The organism is Halovulum marinum, assembly GCF_009697225.1.
Lineage (GTDB): Bacteria > Pseudomonadota > Alphaproteobacteria > Rhodobacterales > Rhodobacteraceae > Halovulum > Halovulum marinum.
This window is the reverse complement of record NZ_WIND01000037.1, coordinates 1-14771: the sequence shown is the minus strand read 5'-3', so window position 1 is coordinate 14771 and position 14771 is coordinate 1. Positions and strand designations below refer to the sequence as shown.

The window sequence follows — 14771 nt, the reverse complement described above, 5'->3', positions numbered from 1 at the left end:
ATCAAGCGGCCCTGGAAAATCATGACCATCGGCCTGCGAGATTGGGCCCATGAGTTCTAATCAATGCATGTTGGTATAAGAACCTGATTAAGAACCTGGACGCAGGACGCCCAGTCCTGCCTCTGGGAAGTGGCCGAAACGGTTCTTGGCCATGTCGTCGGTAACAGGACCGAACGCGCATATGCGAGGTCGGACCTGCTGGATTAGCGCCCCTGTCGTCGTGGACGCCTGGGCTCGCTATGTCACTGGCCAAGATGCAAAGGTCATCCCGATCCGGGGAACGGCGATGCCGCAGTGACATCTTGAGATTTTGGACTGAGACACCCGTGGCCTTCGGCGCGCCGAAGGCCGCCTTCAGCCAGAAGCCGAAGGCCTCGGCGTCGAGCGGTACAACGACATCGCCGTCTGCCGTCACCGCATCCTTGATCGGCGCCAACGGATCGCGGCCGTAGGGGATGTTCTCGAGCGCGCGGGTGAGCTCGACGATGGTGAAGGCATCGCCTTCGAAGATGTCCATGGTGGCCATGGGAATGCCTCCTGTCGGGATTGGGTCAGCGGACGAGGAAGCCCGCGGCGAGGAGCGCCGTGTGGGCGGTCGCGATCTCGCCCTCGCTGGGCGTGCCTGCGATGACGAGGTCGTGGCGGTTGACGATGGCGGGCCCGCGAATGAGCGCGACGGCGGGCGCATCGCCACCGGACGCGCCCGCCTTGCCCCAGAGCACGGCGACGGCGGTCTCGGTGCCTTCGACGGCGGCGGGATCGTGGGCCGCGTATTTGCCCGAGGCGGTGATCTTGCCCAGAACGGTGCCGGGCCCGAGCGTGCCGGCGGCGACGGTGATCGTCTCGCCGGTGTAGTCGCGGAAGGCTTCCCAGACGAGGAAGCCGCCGGGGTGGGTACCTTCGACCAGCGTGTTCATGGCGTCATCCTTTCAGTCTGAAGGTGCGGGCGACGATCTCGCCCCAGGGGCGCGCGGCCGAGCTGCGGCCCGGTAGCGGGTGGTGCGGGGCGATCTCGGGCTCGGCCTCCGCCTTCGCGGCCAGAAGCGCCGCGCGCACCTCGTCGAGGCTCGCATCCTGCTCGAGAAGGCGGCCATCGACGTCGCCGTATTGCGGTACCGTCAACCCACCCAGGTCCGTCCATTCGTCGGGGCGTAGACAAAGGGGTACTGGGTGGCCGAGGCAGCGATGGCAAAGACCGGCCGGGCTGGCGCGGTCAGTTATACGCTGGCGCGGCCTTCGTTCACCAGATGATCTGTCGGACGGTCAAAGACGGCGGTGGCGATCGCGTTGCCGGCCACATCATGCGCCCAGGTTACGGTCGCCGTCGGAGTCACGGACAGATCGTGCGAGAAAAAGCCGCAATTCCCGCGTTTCGCGGGGACGCAGCATCAACCTGTGCGGTCCGAGTGAGACCGCCTGACGGTATCGGTAGGTTGTGGTGTGAACGATGTCGACGCAGGCCAAAAATGGGGTCCAGTGTGGTTCGAGGAAGACGGCACGCGCGTCGATTCCGATCAGCGGCCGCGCGATGAGCCCGGGGTGACAGGCACGGCGTTGCGCCAGGCGTTCAACCCCTTGCAGCGCCGACAGATCCGCTCTCCGAAACCTTCGCTCCAGAACAAGGTTTCGCATCGCAGGCATTGGCGTTCCTGCGGAACGTCGCGCCGGGCCCGTGCGGTCGCAATGTATGGCGTTGCGCCGTCGGCCATGGCCTTGTCCGACATCAAATCTGTCCCGCTAAGTCGCGGCTGCGCGGTCGCGACAGTGTTTGCGGTCTTGAAGGCATGCCTTCGTTTTCGGCGGCCCGGATTGACGCAACGTCCCGCGTCCTTTGGGTGGTCGTCGCCGATGCCGGCACATTCAGATCGGGATCAGGCGTCCCGTGCCCCGAGTAGATGTGTCGCAGATGCGCCTCGGAAACACCGTCGGCCCGCATCACGAGGCGCACCATCGGATCAGCCAGCATTTCTTCCAGGAAGAAGTCGGACAACGCCCTGCCCGTCAGCTTGTCCCTTGCCCGCGCATGGTCCAAGTCGGCAAGGGAAACGGTCAGAGTCCGCGCAAGTCCGGGATGTGATATCCGGGGATGAAGCTTCACCAGGACGGAGGCTTTCCAGGCTTCGGGATCAAGGTGGCCCGGAGGCGAAACCAGCTCGGTTTCGATCTCGTACTCCCCCGCGGGCAGCGTTTCGCCAAACCCCGGAACGGTGAACGGCTGGGAAAAAACCGCAACGGTCTTGCTCGTCAGATCGTCCATTGGCGTGTTCCTCGCCCTTGTTGCTGGGGGTGGTCCGCGCCCCCGTTGAGAATGGGGCGCGCGGAATGTGCATGTCTCAGGATGTCCCGGACTTCGCGGGCGTTTCCTTGCCGGCAACCTCGGATGCGTTGTCCTCGGCAGGGGTCTTCGCGGTCTCCGCAGGCTTCGGCTTCATTGCGGCCGCAGCCCTGGCGGTGAGGTCCTTGAAGGACATGTCATCGATCCTCTGATTGGCCGGCACCAACTCCTCGTCCATGACGGACCGGGATGCTTGGCATCGGTTCTACCTATATGGGGATTGGCGACCCGATTTACGATGGCGCATCGGAAAGGAAGCCAAGGTCAGTCAGGTCAATTCATCTGTCCACACCTTGAATTCCGTCAAAGTGTTCTGACCGAATGTCTGGGTCAAAGGGACATCGGCGGCATCGCGGCCGCGCGCGATCAGAATTCTCGCAAACCGCGGCTTGTTGTTCCGGGGATCGAACATGTGCCATTCTCCGGCAAGGAACACCTCGATCCACGCGGCAAAATCCCCGGGCGGATGAGGAAGCGGGTCACCGATGTCGCTCAGATATCCGGTGCAGTAGCGGGCCGGAATGTTCATGCAGCGACACAGGGCGATGGCGAGATGGGCGAAGTCGCGGCAGACACCCTGCCGCTCGGCCAGGGTCTGCGATGCGGTGCGCGTCGCTTTCGCCTGCATGTAGTCGAAGCGGACATGACCGTGCACGAAATCGCAGATCGCCTGAACGCGTGACCATCCGGGTTCCGTGGTCTCGAAAAGGCGCCACGCTTCCTCGGACAGAAGGTCGGTATCGCAATACCGGCTCCCTTGCAGAAACACGAGGGTCTCGAACGGCAGATCCTGAACCGCGTGCTGCTGCGCGCCTGCGGATGCGGGATCGGGCCGGCCCGTGTCGCGGAAGATGCCATCCGTCGACAGGCAGAAATCGCCCGCCGGAGCCATGAGGCGCGTACACCAGTTGCCGAAGCCGTCCCGGTAGCTTTCGAGCGGCACGCTCGGCGACGTCACCAGATAGTCGGCGCGCTCCAGATCGCCAAAGCGCGAGTAGTGGACGTTCAGCAGCGCGATCAGCGGCGTCGGCTGAGGGAAGCTGTATCGCAGACGACACCCTATGCTCACGCGCATGCCGGACCCACGGTCGCGCATTGTCTTGTCACTTCTATCTTCCAATGGTGCACGCTCCGTCGGAGAGCTGGAAGCCTCGATTGCAACTCCACCGGTTGCCGGATTGGTCGAGATAGGCGTTCAACGGCAGATCGATAGCGACGCAGGTGCCGCTCAGCGGTTCGTATCCACGCTCACAGCTCCAGCCCGGTCCATAGGATGCCTGGTCGAGATACGCGTTTGCAGGCAAGACAATGGCGTCGCATCGGTCGTCGATCTTGACGAACCCTCTCTCGCAAGCCCAGGCAGCGCCATAGCTTGCGTTGGTCAGATATGCGTTCGCTGGCACGGCAATCGGCATGCAGGTCCCTGCAACGGCCGCATAGCCGCGATCGCAGGTCCATCCCGTGCCCGAGCTGTCTTCTGTCAGATAGGCGTTCTCGGGCAGAACGATTGGCACACATGCGTCGCGCTCTTGCCGGTAACCGCGCTCGCATTGCCAATCATAGCCGGAAGACCGGAGGAAGGCGTTGGCGGGCACCGGGATGGGATTGCAGGACTTCCCGCTCACTTCCTCATAGCCACGGCCGCACTCCCACCCCGTCCCGTAGGAGCGCCCGGTTGGATAGGCATGCTCGGGGATATCGAAGGCCAGGCATTCGGCGCCCTCAATCCGGTAACCAGGATCGCAGACCCACCCGCCGCCATAGCTGCGCGGCTGAGCGTTCTGAGGCACCGCGCCGGTGCCGTTCTGCGCAAAGGCGGGAAAGGCGAGTGACGCTATCACTCCGGCCACGATCAACACCTTCGAGAACAATCGTCCCAGCAGATGTTTCGCCGGTACAATGCCGCCTGCACGTCCTCCAGGATCGGGTCTCTCCGGCGGCGGTGCCGGCAGGGTTTCCGCATGAACCACGGCCTTTTCCGCTCTGAGCGTCCTGGTGTGGGCCATTCCCTTGCCGCTCAAAGCTCGAGTTCCGCGAGGCAGGCTTGCGCGATGTCACGGTCGGGGGCATCGGCTCCGGGAACCGTCGCCCAGCCTGCCGCCATGACGGCATCCCGCCGTTTATAGGTCGAGGCGGCCCGGATTGTTTCAAGCTTCTCCGCCCGTCCCGGGTCGGACCGCGCCATGTCGAGGCATACCGGCACCATTGAGGCGACGACACCGTCTCGGGACATCGCCATCGCCCTGTCATTCGCGGTTCCGCCGGTCACCCAGCCGCCCCATGTGAATCCGACGACACCGACGAAGACCGCGCCGGCCAGCGCGCCATAAATACCGGGTTTGAGCCATTCGGGAGTGTTCATGTACTATCCTCCTGCGGGGAAAGCGCCGCATCGCTGTGATCGTTCTTCTCGGACGCGGCCTGATCCCGGCTCATCGCCTTTTTCAAGTCGCTGTCGGAAATCGTCCGCAACTCGGAGCGTCCCGCATGCCTGCCCCTGCCGCGCACTGTCAGGTACGTCGCCGTCCGCCGGTAAGCCTCGAAGCTCAGCCCTTGGAGAAGCTCTTCTTCGACAAGGATCTCGTAGTCGCCCGCGGGCAGCTCGCCGATGTATCCCGGCAAGGTGAACGGGTTCGAAAACGTCACCGTCGATCTGGTCGACCGCATGTTCATCTCTGGTCTCCGCGATGTTGGCAGATCCGTCGCTCACCACTGCTGAGGGCCCCTGGATTTCGGGCCTGGCCAGCCGAGCGGTTTCTCTTCTTGTACGTCGGGGTCGTTCGGCTGGCGCTGACACATGTTAGTCCCGGGCACCAAACCGGTTGCGAACTCGCTGGGGAAGGTCGCCAGCACTGACCTGTGTAAGCGCGCCGGAACTGACCGGCGTGTAGCCTTGGGCGAAACAGGGACGAGTTGCGTTCCTGCAACCAAGGAATGGAATGACGATGGCCGAACCCAGGGTTCTCAATCCGCACCCGCCCGAATTCGAGCGATTTCTCTATGCGTCGGTGGGCGAGGACCGGAACGGATATGTCGTGACGGTCCTCTCCACGCTCGCGCGCCTCGGCCTCGATCCATGGAAGGAAACCGCCGAACTGGTCACGCTGGGGCGCGACGCCGCGCGGGCGCGGTTGGGGACGCTGCTCGCTCGATTTCGGGACGTTCCTGCGCTCGCCAGCGATCACCGCAGGGTCGCACGAGACTTGAGCCAGTTGCTTCCCGAAGGCCAGACGTCAGGTAGCCTGAAGCGAGCGGCATCGACCGTCGCCGGCGGTCGCCCGGGCACAAGCGGAGCGATCTGGGCAGTGCTCGCGATCATCCTTATACTGTTTCAGATGTTCATGGTTGGCGGGTCGGGGTCAGGCGAATGACCGTTTCAACCGAGATCGCAAGGACCCCGCCCCATGCGGCGCACAAGTCCGGGACGCCTTCGCCGCGCGAACAGGGCGTTCTCTGGGACATGGAGGAACACTTCTGGACCAGTGGTGCGGACAACGCGCGGGCGACGACAGCAACCAACGCCGTCATGGTCTTCCCCTATCCGCCCGGCATCCTCCAGGGCGACCAGATCTGGCCCCTTCTTCGGCAGAAGACCGGCTGGCGTTCCATCGTCGTGGCCGAACGGCGCGTCACGCGGTGTCGTGACATCGCCATACTCACCTACCGGGTCACGGCAGAGAAAGCCGGCGTGCCGATCTACAAGGCTCTTTGCACCTCAACGTACCTCAACGATGATGACACCTGGCTGAGGATTTCCCACCAGCAAACTGCGGTCACCTGAGAACCGCAGGGACAATCGACATGCCGCAGGCGCCGGGACTAACCTGCGTCAGTGTGGTCGGGCGCTGATATCGGCTAGGTGAGACGTGCCCGCCGAACATTCGGTGGCGCATTTTTTCCGAGTACCCGAGAAGCGTGTGGGCGTGCCGATCCCCAAAGGGTCGGCATGTCGGAACGCTTCGTATTCTCGGACCGTCCATGAATGGACAATCCCAATGAGTCCCGAACAGAACAGGACCGCCGAGAAGATGACCGCCGTGAAGGCCGCGTGGGACAAGGCGCCCGCTGGTCCGAAGAAGAATGCGGCGCTGAAGCACTACCAGGCAGCCGAGAAGGCAAGCACGGCGAAGAACGATGCCGGGACCAACAGGGAACTCGATGCGGCGACCCTCGCCCTCGCGTGACCTCCGGCGTCTGACGTGATCACGGGGCAGCCTGCCGAGCAAGGGAGGGCGGCCCTTTCATTTCAGGAGCGGTCCGGTCTGGTCCAGATATGCCGGATCGAACTCGGCAAGTTCCACCAGCCCGCGATGGTCGTGAAACGTCACATGTCCGTCCCGAAAGGTCACCAGCCCACTCTCGCGAAGCTGGCGCAGGACGCGGTTCACATGGACCGCGCTCAACCCCAGCGTATCGGCGAGGTGATACTGCGTCAGCGGGCAGTCGAACCCTTCCTTGCTGCCCATGCCGACCAGCGCAAGCCTCGATCCCAGCTCCAGCAGGAAATGCGCCATGCGGGCGTCCGCATCACGCCGACCGATCCCGACGAGGTGCTCCACGATCATCGCCTCGTCCCTTGACGCCGCCCAGAGTATGGCGGTCGCCAGGCGAGGGGTCTGCGCGAACGCATCAAGAAGGTCGCTCGTCAGCACTTCGGCAGCCTCGATGTCGACGATAGGCTCGAAGCTGTGGTCCGAGGTGCGCAAGAGAACGCTCCGCAATCCGAGAAAATCCCCCGGCACCTGGAAATCCACGATTTGCCGCGTCCCGTCGGCCTGTAGCTTGTAGGAACAGACCCAACCCGCGGAAAGAATATACGCGGCCTGAGCCGACTGGCCCTGATGCACCATGTCACGCCCCGCGACGAATGACCGGCGACGCTGGTGCAGTCGTTCAAGCACGGCCAGCTCGACCTCCGACAGAGCGACGAAGGCCGAAAGCTTGCGGGTCAGGGGGCTGTGTTCAGCTGATGTCATGGGGCCTCCCGGCGTGTCGTGACCCAAAAGCGGAAATCGGCCCGGACACTGCTCTGGATCAGTCCAGCATAGAGCACTTCTTGCGAGAAGTATGGATGCATTTGAACCTCACCTTCCACCGGTTCACGATGCCAAGGAAGGAAATCCGGATGACAACTGCGAGTGAGCACGCAGGCCAGGCCGCCCTATCGATCTGCGAGGCGCTCCTGCTTGCCATGAATGATCGCGGACTGCTGCCGGAGCACGAGATCGTGGGGATCCTTCGCGACGCCGCTGCGACCCATGAGAACGCCGTCGGCACCGAAATCGACATGGAAAAGCACCGTGCCATCGCGGATTTGATCAACGCGATCATCGCTGGCGGCAACCCTGTTCGACGCTTGTGAAGTCGAGCTTCGACAATGTGCGGGAGCATTGATGGATACCAATGGGTTGGAAGCAGAAAGATATTTCCTTGACGCTATTGTGGAACACCTGCCGAGCCATCATTTCGATGATATTGGCACTCCGGTATGGCGAGTGCCAAAGCACTTCCGAACATCGCCATGCTCCCTTGGAAATCCGAAGAAGGAGCACGTAAGTGTCGTTCACTCCACTTCACGACCGGGTTCTCGTCCGCCGCATCGAAGGCGACGCGAAGACCTCAGGTGGGCTTATCATCCCTGACACCGCAAAAGAGAAGCCGCAGGAAGGTGAGATCGTCGCAGTCGGCGCCGGTGCCAAGGACGAGGACGGCGAGCGCATCGCCATGGACGTCAAGGCTGGCGACCGGATCCTGTTCGGAAAATGGTCAGGAACCGAAATCAAACTCGACGGCGAAGATCTCATGATCATGAAGGAGAGCGACATTCTCGGCGTCATGGCCTGACCCGACAGCGACGCCGAAATTTCAATTTCAGGAGTATCCGAACATGTCCGCCAAAGACGTCAGATTCAGTACCGATGCCCGCGACCGCATGCTGAAAGGCATCAACACGCTGGCAAACGCCGTGAAGATTACCCTTGGACCCAAGGGCCGGAACGTCGTCCTCGACAAATCCTGGGGTGCGCCGCGCATCACCAAGGACGGTGTGACCGTCGCCAAGGAAATCGAGCTGTCGGATCAATTCGAGAATATGGGCGCGCAGATGGTCAAGGAGGTCGCGCAGCGCACAAATGACGAGGCTGGCGACGGAACCACGACCGCAACCGTACTCGCCCATGCGATTGTCCAGGAGGGCATGAAGTCGGTCGCGGCCGGAATGAACCCGATGGATCTCAAGCGCGGGATCGACAAGGCCGTCGCTGCGGTTGTGGCCGAGATCAAGACCCTGTCCCGACCCGTCGGCGACAGCGACGAGATCGCGAAGGTCGGCGCCATTTCGGCGAATGGAGAGGTCGCGATCGGCCGTCAGATCGCAGACGCGATGGCCAAGGTCGGCAACGAAGGCGTGATCACCGTCGAGGAAAACAAGATCCCATGGGCAGGTGGACGACGGCCGACTCGGTGACAGAGTGGGGTTGTTCATCGGACCAACCACTCTGGAGCCAACCATGGAGACCATGACCAACCGCCCCGCCGAACCGACCGCCGTCCGCACCGATCTTGGCGCAATCTTCGTCTCGCTGGAACTTAGTCGTTCGAGTTGGGTCGTGACCGCGCTCCTGCCGGGCGGCGGCGAGAAGATGTCGCGCCATGCGGTTCCCGGCGGCGACATCGCCGGTCTGCTCGATCGCTTCTCGCAGCTTCGGGACAAGGCGCAGGCGCGCACCGGGCGCAGCTTCCCGATCATCGTGATCGAGGAGGCCGGGCTCGACGGCTTCTGGATCCACCGCGCCCTGCAGAAGCAGGGCATCGAGAGTCACGTCGTGGATCCCGCCTCGATCGCCACGTCGCGCCGGCGGCGCCGGGCGAAGACCGATCGGCTCGACGGCGAAACGCTCGTCCGGACCCTGTTGGCCTTCAAGCGGGGCGAGCCGCGGGTCTGCGCCATGGTGCGGGCGCCGAGCCCCGAGGACGAGGATCGTCGGCGCATCACCCGCGAGCGCAAGGCGCTGATCGCGGAGCGCGTCGAGCACGTCAACCGCATCAAGGGCTTGCTGCTCGCCCAGGGGATCCGCGGCTACGAGCCCCTGCACCGGAACCGGCGCGCCCGGTTCGAGGAGTTGCGCACCGGAGACGGCCGCGATCTGCCGCCCCATCTGAAGGCGCAGATCCTGCGTGAGATCGATCGGTTGGAGCTTCTCCTCAACCAGATCAAGGCGGTGGAGGCGGAGCGCGATAGGGCGCTCGCTGCGGAGCCGCAGGATCGCGAGGCGCCCGCGGCGGCGAAGATGCTGCTGGATATCAGGGGCATCGGTCCGGAGGTCGCCGCGGTCCTGTGGTCGGAGGGGCTGTTTCGTCATTTCGACAACCGAAGGCAGGTGGCGGCCTATGCGGGGCTGGCGCCGACGCCATGGCAGAGCGGCGCGGTGAGCCGTGAACAGGGGGTGTCGAAGGCCGGGAACCCGAGGTTGCGCTCCACGATGATCCAGTTCGCCTGGCTCTGGCTGGGCCACCAGCCGGACTCGGCGCTCACCCGCTGGTTCCGCGCGCGCGTCGAGCAGAATGGCGGCCGCCAGCGCAAGACGGCGATCGTGGCGCTGGCCCGGAAACTGCTGGTGGCGCTGTGGAAATACGTGACGTCCGGCGTGGTGATAGAGGGCGCCAGAATGAAGCCAACGGCCGCCTGATCACCGCGGCCGAGAAGGAACATCGAATACCGGCCCGGGCCTGATCAGCCCGGATCGGTCCAGGTGGGCGAGCCGTACCAGTCCATGGCCTGACAACAGGACCGTAAACAAGAAGGGTATCGCCCCCTCCGAGCCCAGCCCGCCGCACGCGGGATATTGGTGCAGCCGTTCCGAGCGGCGACCGGATGTGAGGTTGATCGTGCCCGGCAGCGGGCCGCGTCATGCAACCGGGCTCCGTTCCTGGACCGAAGGGTAAGGAAGATGCCTGCAGGCGATGCGTCGGCGCGCGCGAGACGTGCGCAACGCAGCCGCCGGAACCTTGATGGCCATAGGCCCGCGGCCCGAAGCCGTCCCTATTCGGGCCAACCTGCTGCACCGCACCGGCCGCGGCCCCGCCGTCGCCAGCGGATTGGTGCGCGCGCCGACGGGGCCGCGGCCTCCGCCGTGCCGGTCTTAAGCCGTTTCGGCCCGAATTCGCCATCGCACCGTGTCGCTGCCCCGTTCTCAGCGGCCTCCAAAGGCAGTGCCTCAGCTCATCGAAGGGATCAATGGCGATGCCAAAGAAACAGTTGACGAAGAAAAGCCCATGTGAGGGACTGGAGACCGAGACCGAAGTGGTCGAGGGCATGCAGTTCGACCGCGGCTATCTGAGCCCCTATTTCATCACGAACGCTCAGAAGATGGTCGTCGAGCTGGATGACTGCGTAGTCCTGCTTCACGAGAAGAAACTGACCGCTCTCATATCCATGGTGCCGCTGCTGGAGGCTGTGATTCAGGCCGACAAGCAACTGCTGATCGTGGCCGAGGACATCGAGGGCGAGGCGCTGGCGACGCTGGTCGTCAACAAGCTGCGCGGCGGACTGAAGGTCGCGGCCGTCAAGGCGCCCGGCTTCGGCGACCGCCGCAAGGCTATGATGGAAGACATTGCCGTGCTCACCGGCGGTCAGGTGATTTCCGTAGAAATGGGTACCAAGCTGGAGAATGTCACGATGGACATGCTCGGCGCGGCGAGGAAGGTCGCGATCACCAAGGATGACACGACGATCATCGACGGTGCCGGCGACAAGGACGCGATCGCGGCGCGCGTCACGCAGATCCGGGCGCAGATCGAGGAGACCACTTCGGACTACGACAAGGAGAAGCTTCAGGAACGGCTGGCCAAGCTTGCCGGCGGCATTGCCGTGATCCGGGTCGGCGGGGCAACCGAGATCGAGGTGAAGGAGCGCAAGGACCGCGTCGACGATGCGCTGAATGCCACCCGCGCCGCGGTTCAGGAAGGTGTCGTGCCCGGTGGTGGCGTGGCCCTGGTTCATGCCGGCAAGGTGCTGGCGAAGCTGAAGGGCGAGAACAGCGATCAGGATGCCGGCATCAAGATCGTCCGCCGCGCGATCCAGGCACCGCTGCGCCAGATTGCCGGAAATGCCGGCGTCGACGGCTCGGTCGTCGTGGGAAAGATCATCGAGAACGACAGCCCGAGCTTCGGTTTCGACGCGCAGACCGAGGAATACGTCGACATGCTGAAGGCCGGTGTCATCGATCCGACGAAAGTCGTCCGGATCGCACTCGAAAACGCCGCGTCGATTGCCGGGCTATTGATCACGACCGAAGCTATGGTCGCGCAAAAGCTGGAGAAAGCCGGAGCCCGCAGCGAAATGTCCGACATGGGTGGACTGGACGGAATGATGTAAGCGGCCGCGTCCCATGGGCATGGCCCTTGGGGCGCCAAATCGCAAACTGAAGAAGACCAAAGACGAAAACGGCATCAGAAACTGAAACTTGGATCAGGAGGATCTGACGTGTCAAAGGGTGACAAGAAGCGCGGGAACCGAGAAGCAAAGAAGCCAAAGAAAGTGAAGGAAAAGGTCGTTGCGACAGCCGACTTCACGAAGGGTAAAACCATGACCAATCTGGGCGAGCACAAGAAGAAATAGGTGGCAGTCCAAGTGATGCTGCGCCCAGAGTGGCCACACCCGCCGCACCACCTCCCTTCATTGTGCGGCTGTCGGCCAGCACTTCTCGCGCAGGCGGGGTTTCGGCCGCAAATGCCGTCGCCGGGATGGGAAATCGCTCACCCCACTGCCGTCCGGGCCCGAGATCGACATGCATGAACCCCGAGCGCGGCTAGAAGCCGAAGCCTAGGAAACCGACAGTGCATGCCGCCGCCTCGAAGGCCACCGGGGCGCGGTTCGTCATGGTGATGTCGAAGGCGGCGCCATCCATGTGCTTTGACCGAGTGGCGCCGCCAACGGCACGGTTGTGCTCCGGGCTGCGATAGGCGGAGCGGACGATGAGTGGCTTGCCCGGCCGATCGCGCTGCGCCTGCAGCAGATGTGCCGCTACATGGCGAAAAAACTTGTGCCGCAACGCAATTGGGAATTCGGCCGATCATGCACTCAGCAGCAAAGTCTGCGTCCTCCATCACGGACCCGTGTGAGGTTCCGGAACTTCGTCCGCGCGACAAAGGCACGTGCGGGAAGTCCAGCAGGTCGTTGGCACCGGCGGCGCCGAGGATACAGCGGCGCAGCGGATCTCACTGAACCGGCCGCATCGGGCGAGAGGGACTGCCGGTGACTTGCTCGTCATTAAAACTCGTTCGCTTCATTGTCCGTCTTCCACGGTGCCAGGGAGCCAGGGAGCCAGGGAGCCAGGGAGCCAGGGAGCCAGGGAGCCAGGGAGCCAGGGAGAAAACCGCGGCTACTAGAATTCTGCAATATTACCCAACTGTACGACGAACGATTTCTGGCGCTCCATCCATCAAGATCATGAGGTCCAACGCAGGATTGCCCATCCGGAACGGCAAGCTGACCGAATGCCCTCTTCTAGAATGATGCATATCTCGCAAATTCAAGAGGTGACCGAACCAGAACGAAGGGCACGGGTCCATCCAACCAACCGCCCTCTCCTCTTTTGGCGCCGCCGCCGTTTCTGCAGCGGCGTAATACTTCGAAATCGCCGAAATCACATACATCAAGAAATACGAATGTTTCAAATCTGGGGATATCTGCCGGTGGCGGGTATGATACGGGGCAGCAGGCTGAATTCCAAATTCATACATCACCCGAATATTACACAAATGTATGTATAGAAATTACCCAGCTGCTATAAATAACGAATGTATCCATTATTGCAATAATTATAATTTAGATTTAGTATTTAAATTACATATTTATATATGTACATTAAGGGTGGTGGCAGGGAGTCCGGCTACGAGGGGCAAGAGGTTCCCGGCTATTGGCTCTGGCATCCGGTGGACCGTCTGAGCGCCGGTCTGTCAGGCGACCTTGGCCCCGGCGGCGTGGCCCACGGGGGGTGTTCCATCCACATCCGGGAAGCGATGCAATATGACCGCTATGGCGGGAAATACCCCGTCGATACCAAGTTGAAGGTGGTCTATGTTGGCTGCGACGGATGGGCCATGGGCAAGGTGCTGCCGCTGATCGGGCCGGTCATGATGCTGCGCATCGGCAGCGTCGAGAACGTCCTTCCAGCCCTCTTTGCCCAGAAGGAGGACCTTTCATCGCTCGAATACGCCCGCGACATGAACCCCGACCTCCCATCCCCGGCTACGCAGCAGGGTCACGACAAGGCGGTGTTCGAGCGTCGGCTTGATGGATACCGGGCCAGCGATAGGCCTTACAAGGTCCAGCAGTATGAGAACGCTTCGTTCATGTGAGCGCGGATCGCCGCCCGATGCGGGCGCCTTGCACTCGATGGAGCATCCGGCAGAAATACCGGGAGCCCCTGCGGTCGATGTCCATCGGGTGAAGGCGCGCGGCTCAAAGCTTCTCGAGGAACCGCTGCACTTTTTCCGTGCGATGGAGGTCGACGTGGGTGACGACCCAGATGGGCGCCGACCAGTCTTCTGACGGGGGCAGGATCTCGATCAGGTCCGGGTCCCTGGCTGCGTCGTGCTCGCCGAGGAACCCGATGCCAATGCCATCCTTGACGGCCGCTCCCAGAACCTGCGGGTCCGTCACCTTGATCAGCATCGTGCCCGCACCGAGGTTTTCCCGCATCCACCCCACGAACGGCAGCCGCGAGGTTTCGTCCACGGTGCCGACGAGGCTGTGACCGTCCAGCTTGCCGATATCTGGTCGCCCCCGCCTGCGGACATAGTCGCGGCTGGCATAGAGACCGAAGCGGACATGGCGGAACAGCTTGACCACGTAGTCCGGGGTCTGCGGTTTGGCGCCGGCGCGAAAGGCGACATGCGCCTCGCCATGTTCGAGGCGTGCCAGATCGGTCGTGGCCGTGAACTCCAGCTCGATCTGGCGATGGTCGATGTGGAACTCCCGCAGCGCCGGCAGGATCAGCGGCGCGACGCCCGCGAGGGCGGTCACCACGAGCTTTCCCGACAGCCTGCCCGAGCGGCCCCGGTTGCGGCCGGCGAGATCGGCGAACATCTCGTCGGCGCGACGAGCAACCTCCAGCATCTCCTGGCCGCTCTCTGTCAGCGTGTAACCCCGGGCGTGGCGCTGAAACAGCCGGGTCTGGAACGCCGTCTCCAACGTATCGACGTGCCGATTGACGGTGGCCCTATGCACGCCGAGCGCCTCCGCTGCCGCGCTGACGGTGCCATGGCGGGCGAGCATGAGCGCGGTTCGAAGTTCCGTCCAATGCTGCATGCGACCTGATTAGCAGGCCAGTCATGTCGCATCAACGCGCATATGATGCGCATTCCGACGCATCCGGTCGGCTGTTCCGACAACATCCGGTCAGTCATTCCGGGGTATCCGGTCACCTGAGGA

Annotated in this window: 21 protein-coding genes and 4 pseudogenes; 10 read left to right on the top strand and 15 right to left on the bottom strand. The window is 63.1% G+C overall.

Annotated elements, in window-relative coordinates:
• Positions 1-19 precede the first annotated feature (19 nt).
• From GE300_RS21275 to GE300_RS21235, 12 genes and pseudogenes are all read right to left on the bottom strand, one after another.
• A pseudogene (locus GE300_RS21275) lies at positions 20-463 on the bottom strand (phage tail tube protein); the annotation flags it as partial.
• An 88-nt stretch (positions 464-551) separates the two neighbouring features.
• Positions 552-917: a head decoration protein gene (locus GE300_RS21270; RefSeq protein WP_154449530.1), complete on the bottom strand. Its 366-nt coding sequence runs from the start codon at positions 915-917 to the stop codon at positions 552-554.
• Between the two features lie 4 nt (positions 918-921).
• Positions 922-1122, bottom strand: a complete 201-nt coding sequence (locus GE300_RS23415; RefSeq protein ID WP_233417281.1) for a hypothetical protein — start codon at positions 1120-1122, stop codon at positions 922-924.
• Between the two features lie 95 nt (positions 1123-1217).
• On the bottom strand, positions 1218-1334 hold the full coding sequence (locus GE300_RS23410; protein WP_325063349.1) for a hypothetical protein: 117 nt from the start codon (positions 1332-1334) through the stop codon (positions 1218-1220).
• Positions 1300-1464, bottom strand: a complete 165-nt coding sequence (locus GE300_RS23950; RefSeq protein ID WP_407647753.1) for a transglutaminase N-terminal domain-containing protein — start codon at positions 1462-1464, stop codon at positions 1300-1302. Before GE300_RS23950 ends, GE300_RS23410 begins: the two co-directional genes overlap by 35 nt.
• Positions 1465-1514: 50 nt before the next feature.
• Positions 1515-1724, bottom strand: coding sequence for a hypothetical protein (locus GE300_RS23405; protein ID WP_233417282.1), 210 nt, complete (start codon positions 1722-1724; stop codon positions 1515-1517).
• Positions 1724-2257 (bottom strand): hypothetical protein, encoded by a 534-nt coding sequence (locus GE300_RS21260; RefSeq protein WP_154449528.1) that lies wholly within the window; start codon positions 2255-2257, stop codon positions 1724-1726. Before GE300_RS21260 ends, GE300_RS23405 begins: the two co-directional genes overlap by 1 nt.
• Before the next feature lie 76 nt (positions 2258-2333).
• Positions 2334-2513, bottom strand: coding sequence for a hypothetical protein (locus tag GE300_RS21255; protein WP_154449526.1), 180 nt, complete (start codon positions 2511-2513; stop codon positions 2334-2336).
• A gap of 90 nt (positions 2514-2603) precedes the next feature.
• Positions 2604-3410, bottom strand: coding sequence for a transglutaminase-like domain-containing protein (locus GE300_RS21250; protein ID WP_154449544.1), 807 nt, complete (start codon positions 3408-3410; stop codon positions 2604-2606).
• Positions 3411-3444: 34 nt separating this feature from the next.
• Positions 3445-4356, bottom strand: coding sequence for a hypothetical protein (locus GE300_RS21245; protein ID WP_154449524.1), 912 nt, complete (start codon positions 4354-4356; stop codon positions 3445-3447).
• Positions 4353-4697, bottom strand: coding sequence for a hypothetical protein (locus tag GE300_RS21240; RefSeq protein ID WP_154449522.1), 345 nt, complete (start codon positions 4695-4697; stop codon positions 4353-4355). The genes GE300_RS21245 and GE300_RS21240 overlap by 4 nt, the downstream gene beginning before the upstream one ends.
• On the bottom strand, positions 4694-5008 hold the full coding sequence (locus GE300_RS21235; protein WP_233417280.1) for a hypothetical protein: 315 nt from the start codon (positions 5006-5008) through the stop codon (positions 4694-4696). Before GE300_RS21235 ends, GE300_RS21240 begins: the two co-directional genes overlap by 4 nt.
• A gap of 266 nt (positions 5009-5274) precedes the next feature.
• Here GE300_RS21235 and GE300_RS21230 point away from each other — a divergent pair, with 266 nt between their 5' ends.
• The 3 genes from GE300_RS21230 to GE300_RS21220 all read left to right on the top strand — a co-directional run bounded on the left by GE300_RS21230 (position 5275) and on the right by GE300_RS21220 (position 6519).
• Positions 5275-5706, top strand: a complete 432-nt coding sequence (locus GE300_RS21230; RefSeq protein ID WP_233417279.1) for a hypothetical protein — start codon at positions 5275-5277, stop codon at positions 5704-5706.
• Positions 5703-6116, top strand: a complete 414-nt coding sequence (locus GE300_RS21225) for a hypothetical protein (protein WP_233417278.1) — start codon at positions 5703-5705, stop codon at positions 6114-6116. The genes GE300_RS21230 and GE300_RS21225 overlap by 4 nt, the downstream gene beginning before the upstream one ends.
• A 214-nt stretch (positions 6117-6330) precedes the next feature.
• On the top strand, positions 6331-6519 hold the full coding sequence (locus tag GE300_RS21220; protein ID WP_154449521.1) for a hypothetical protein: 189 nt from the start codon (positions 6331-6333) through the stop codon (positions 6517-6519).
• Positions 6520-6576: 57 nt separating this feature from the next.
• Here the strand turns inward: GE300_RS21220 and GE300_RS21215 are convergent, their stop codons facing one another.
• Complete coding sequence (locus tag GE300_RS21215; RefSeq protein WP_154449520.1) at positions 6577-7311, bottom strand: Crp/Fnr family transcriptional regulator; 735 nt, start codon at positions 7309-7311, stop codon at positions 6577-6579.
• Between the two features lie 149 nt (positions 7312-7460).
• Here GE300_RS21215 and GE300_RS21210 point away from each other — a divergent pair, with 149 nt between their 5' ends.
• The 6 genes and pseudogenes from GE300_RS21210 to GE300_RS23630 all read left to right on the top strand — a co-directional run bounded on the left by GE300_RS21210 (position 7461) and on the right by GE300_RS23630 (position 11954).
• Positions 7461-7697 carry a hypothetical protein gene (locus GE300_RS21210; protein ID WP_154449535.1) on the top strand — a complete coding sequence of 79 codons (237 nt, stop codon included), beginning with the start codon at positions 7461-7463 and terminating at the stop codon, positions 7695-7697.
• Positions 7698-7891: 194 nt separating this feature from the next.
• On the top strand, positions 7892-8179 hold the full coding sequence (locus tag GE300_RS21205) for a co-chaperone GroES (RefSeq protein ID WP_102869337.1): 288 nt from the start codon (positions 7892-7894) through the stop codon (positions 8177-8179).
• Between the two features lie 43 nt (positions 8180-8222).
• Positions 8223-8765 (top strand): annotated as a pseudogene (locus GE300_RS21200) (TCP-1/cpn60 chaperonin family protein); the annotation flags it as partial.
• Positions 8766-8853: 88 nt separating this feature from the next.
• The gene (locus GE300_RS21195; RefSeq protein ID WP_154449533.1) at positions 8854-10023 is read left to right on the top strand and encodes an IS110 family RNA-guided transposase; all 1170 of its coding nucleotides are present in this window, start codon (positions 8854-8856) and stop codon (positions 10021-10023) included.
• A gap of 590 nt (positions 10024-10613) precedes the next feature.
• Positions 10614-11711 (top strand): annotated as a pseudogene (gene groEL / locus GE300_RS21190) (chaperonin GroEL); the annotation flags it as partial.
• Between the two features lie 108 nt (positions 11712-11819).
• On the top strand, positions 11820-11954 hold the full coding sequence (locus GE300_RS23630; protein WP_267905481.1) for a hypothetical protein: 135 nt from the start codon (positions 11820-11822) through the stop codon (positions 11952-11954).
• A gap of 10 nt (positions 11955-11964) precedes the next feature.
• On the opposite strand, the pseudogene GE300_RS23810 reads toward GE300_RS23630, so the two are convergent.
• Positions 11965-12348 (bottom strand): annotated as a pseudogene (locus tag GE300_RS23810) (YcbK family protein); the annotation flags it as partial.
• A gap of 1009 nt (positions 12349-13357) precedes the next feature.
• On the opposite strand from GE300_RS23810, the gene GE300_RS21180 reads away from it, so the two are divergent.
• Positions 13358-13696, top strand: a complete 339-nt coding sequence (locus tag GE300_RS21180) for a hypothetical protein (protein ID WP_233417276.1) — start codon at positions 13358-13360, stop codon at positions 13694-13696.
• A 103-nt stretch (positions 13697-13799) separates the two neighbouring features.
• On the opposite strand, the gene GE300_RS21175 is transcribed toward GE300_RS21180, so the two are convergent.
• Positions 13800-14648, bottom strand: a complete 849-nt coding sequence (locus GE300_RS21175; protein WP_154449516.1) for a LysR family transcriptional regulator — start codon at positions 14646-14648, stop codon at positions 13800-13802.
• Between the last annotated feature and the right edge of the window lie 123 nt (positions 14649-14771).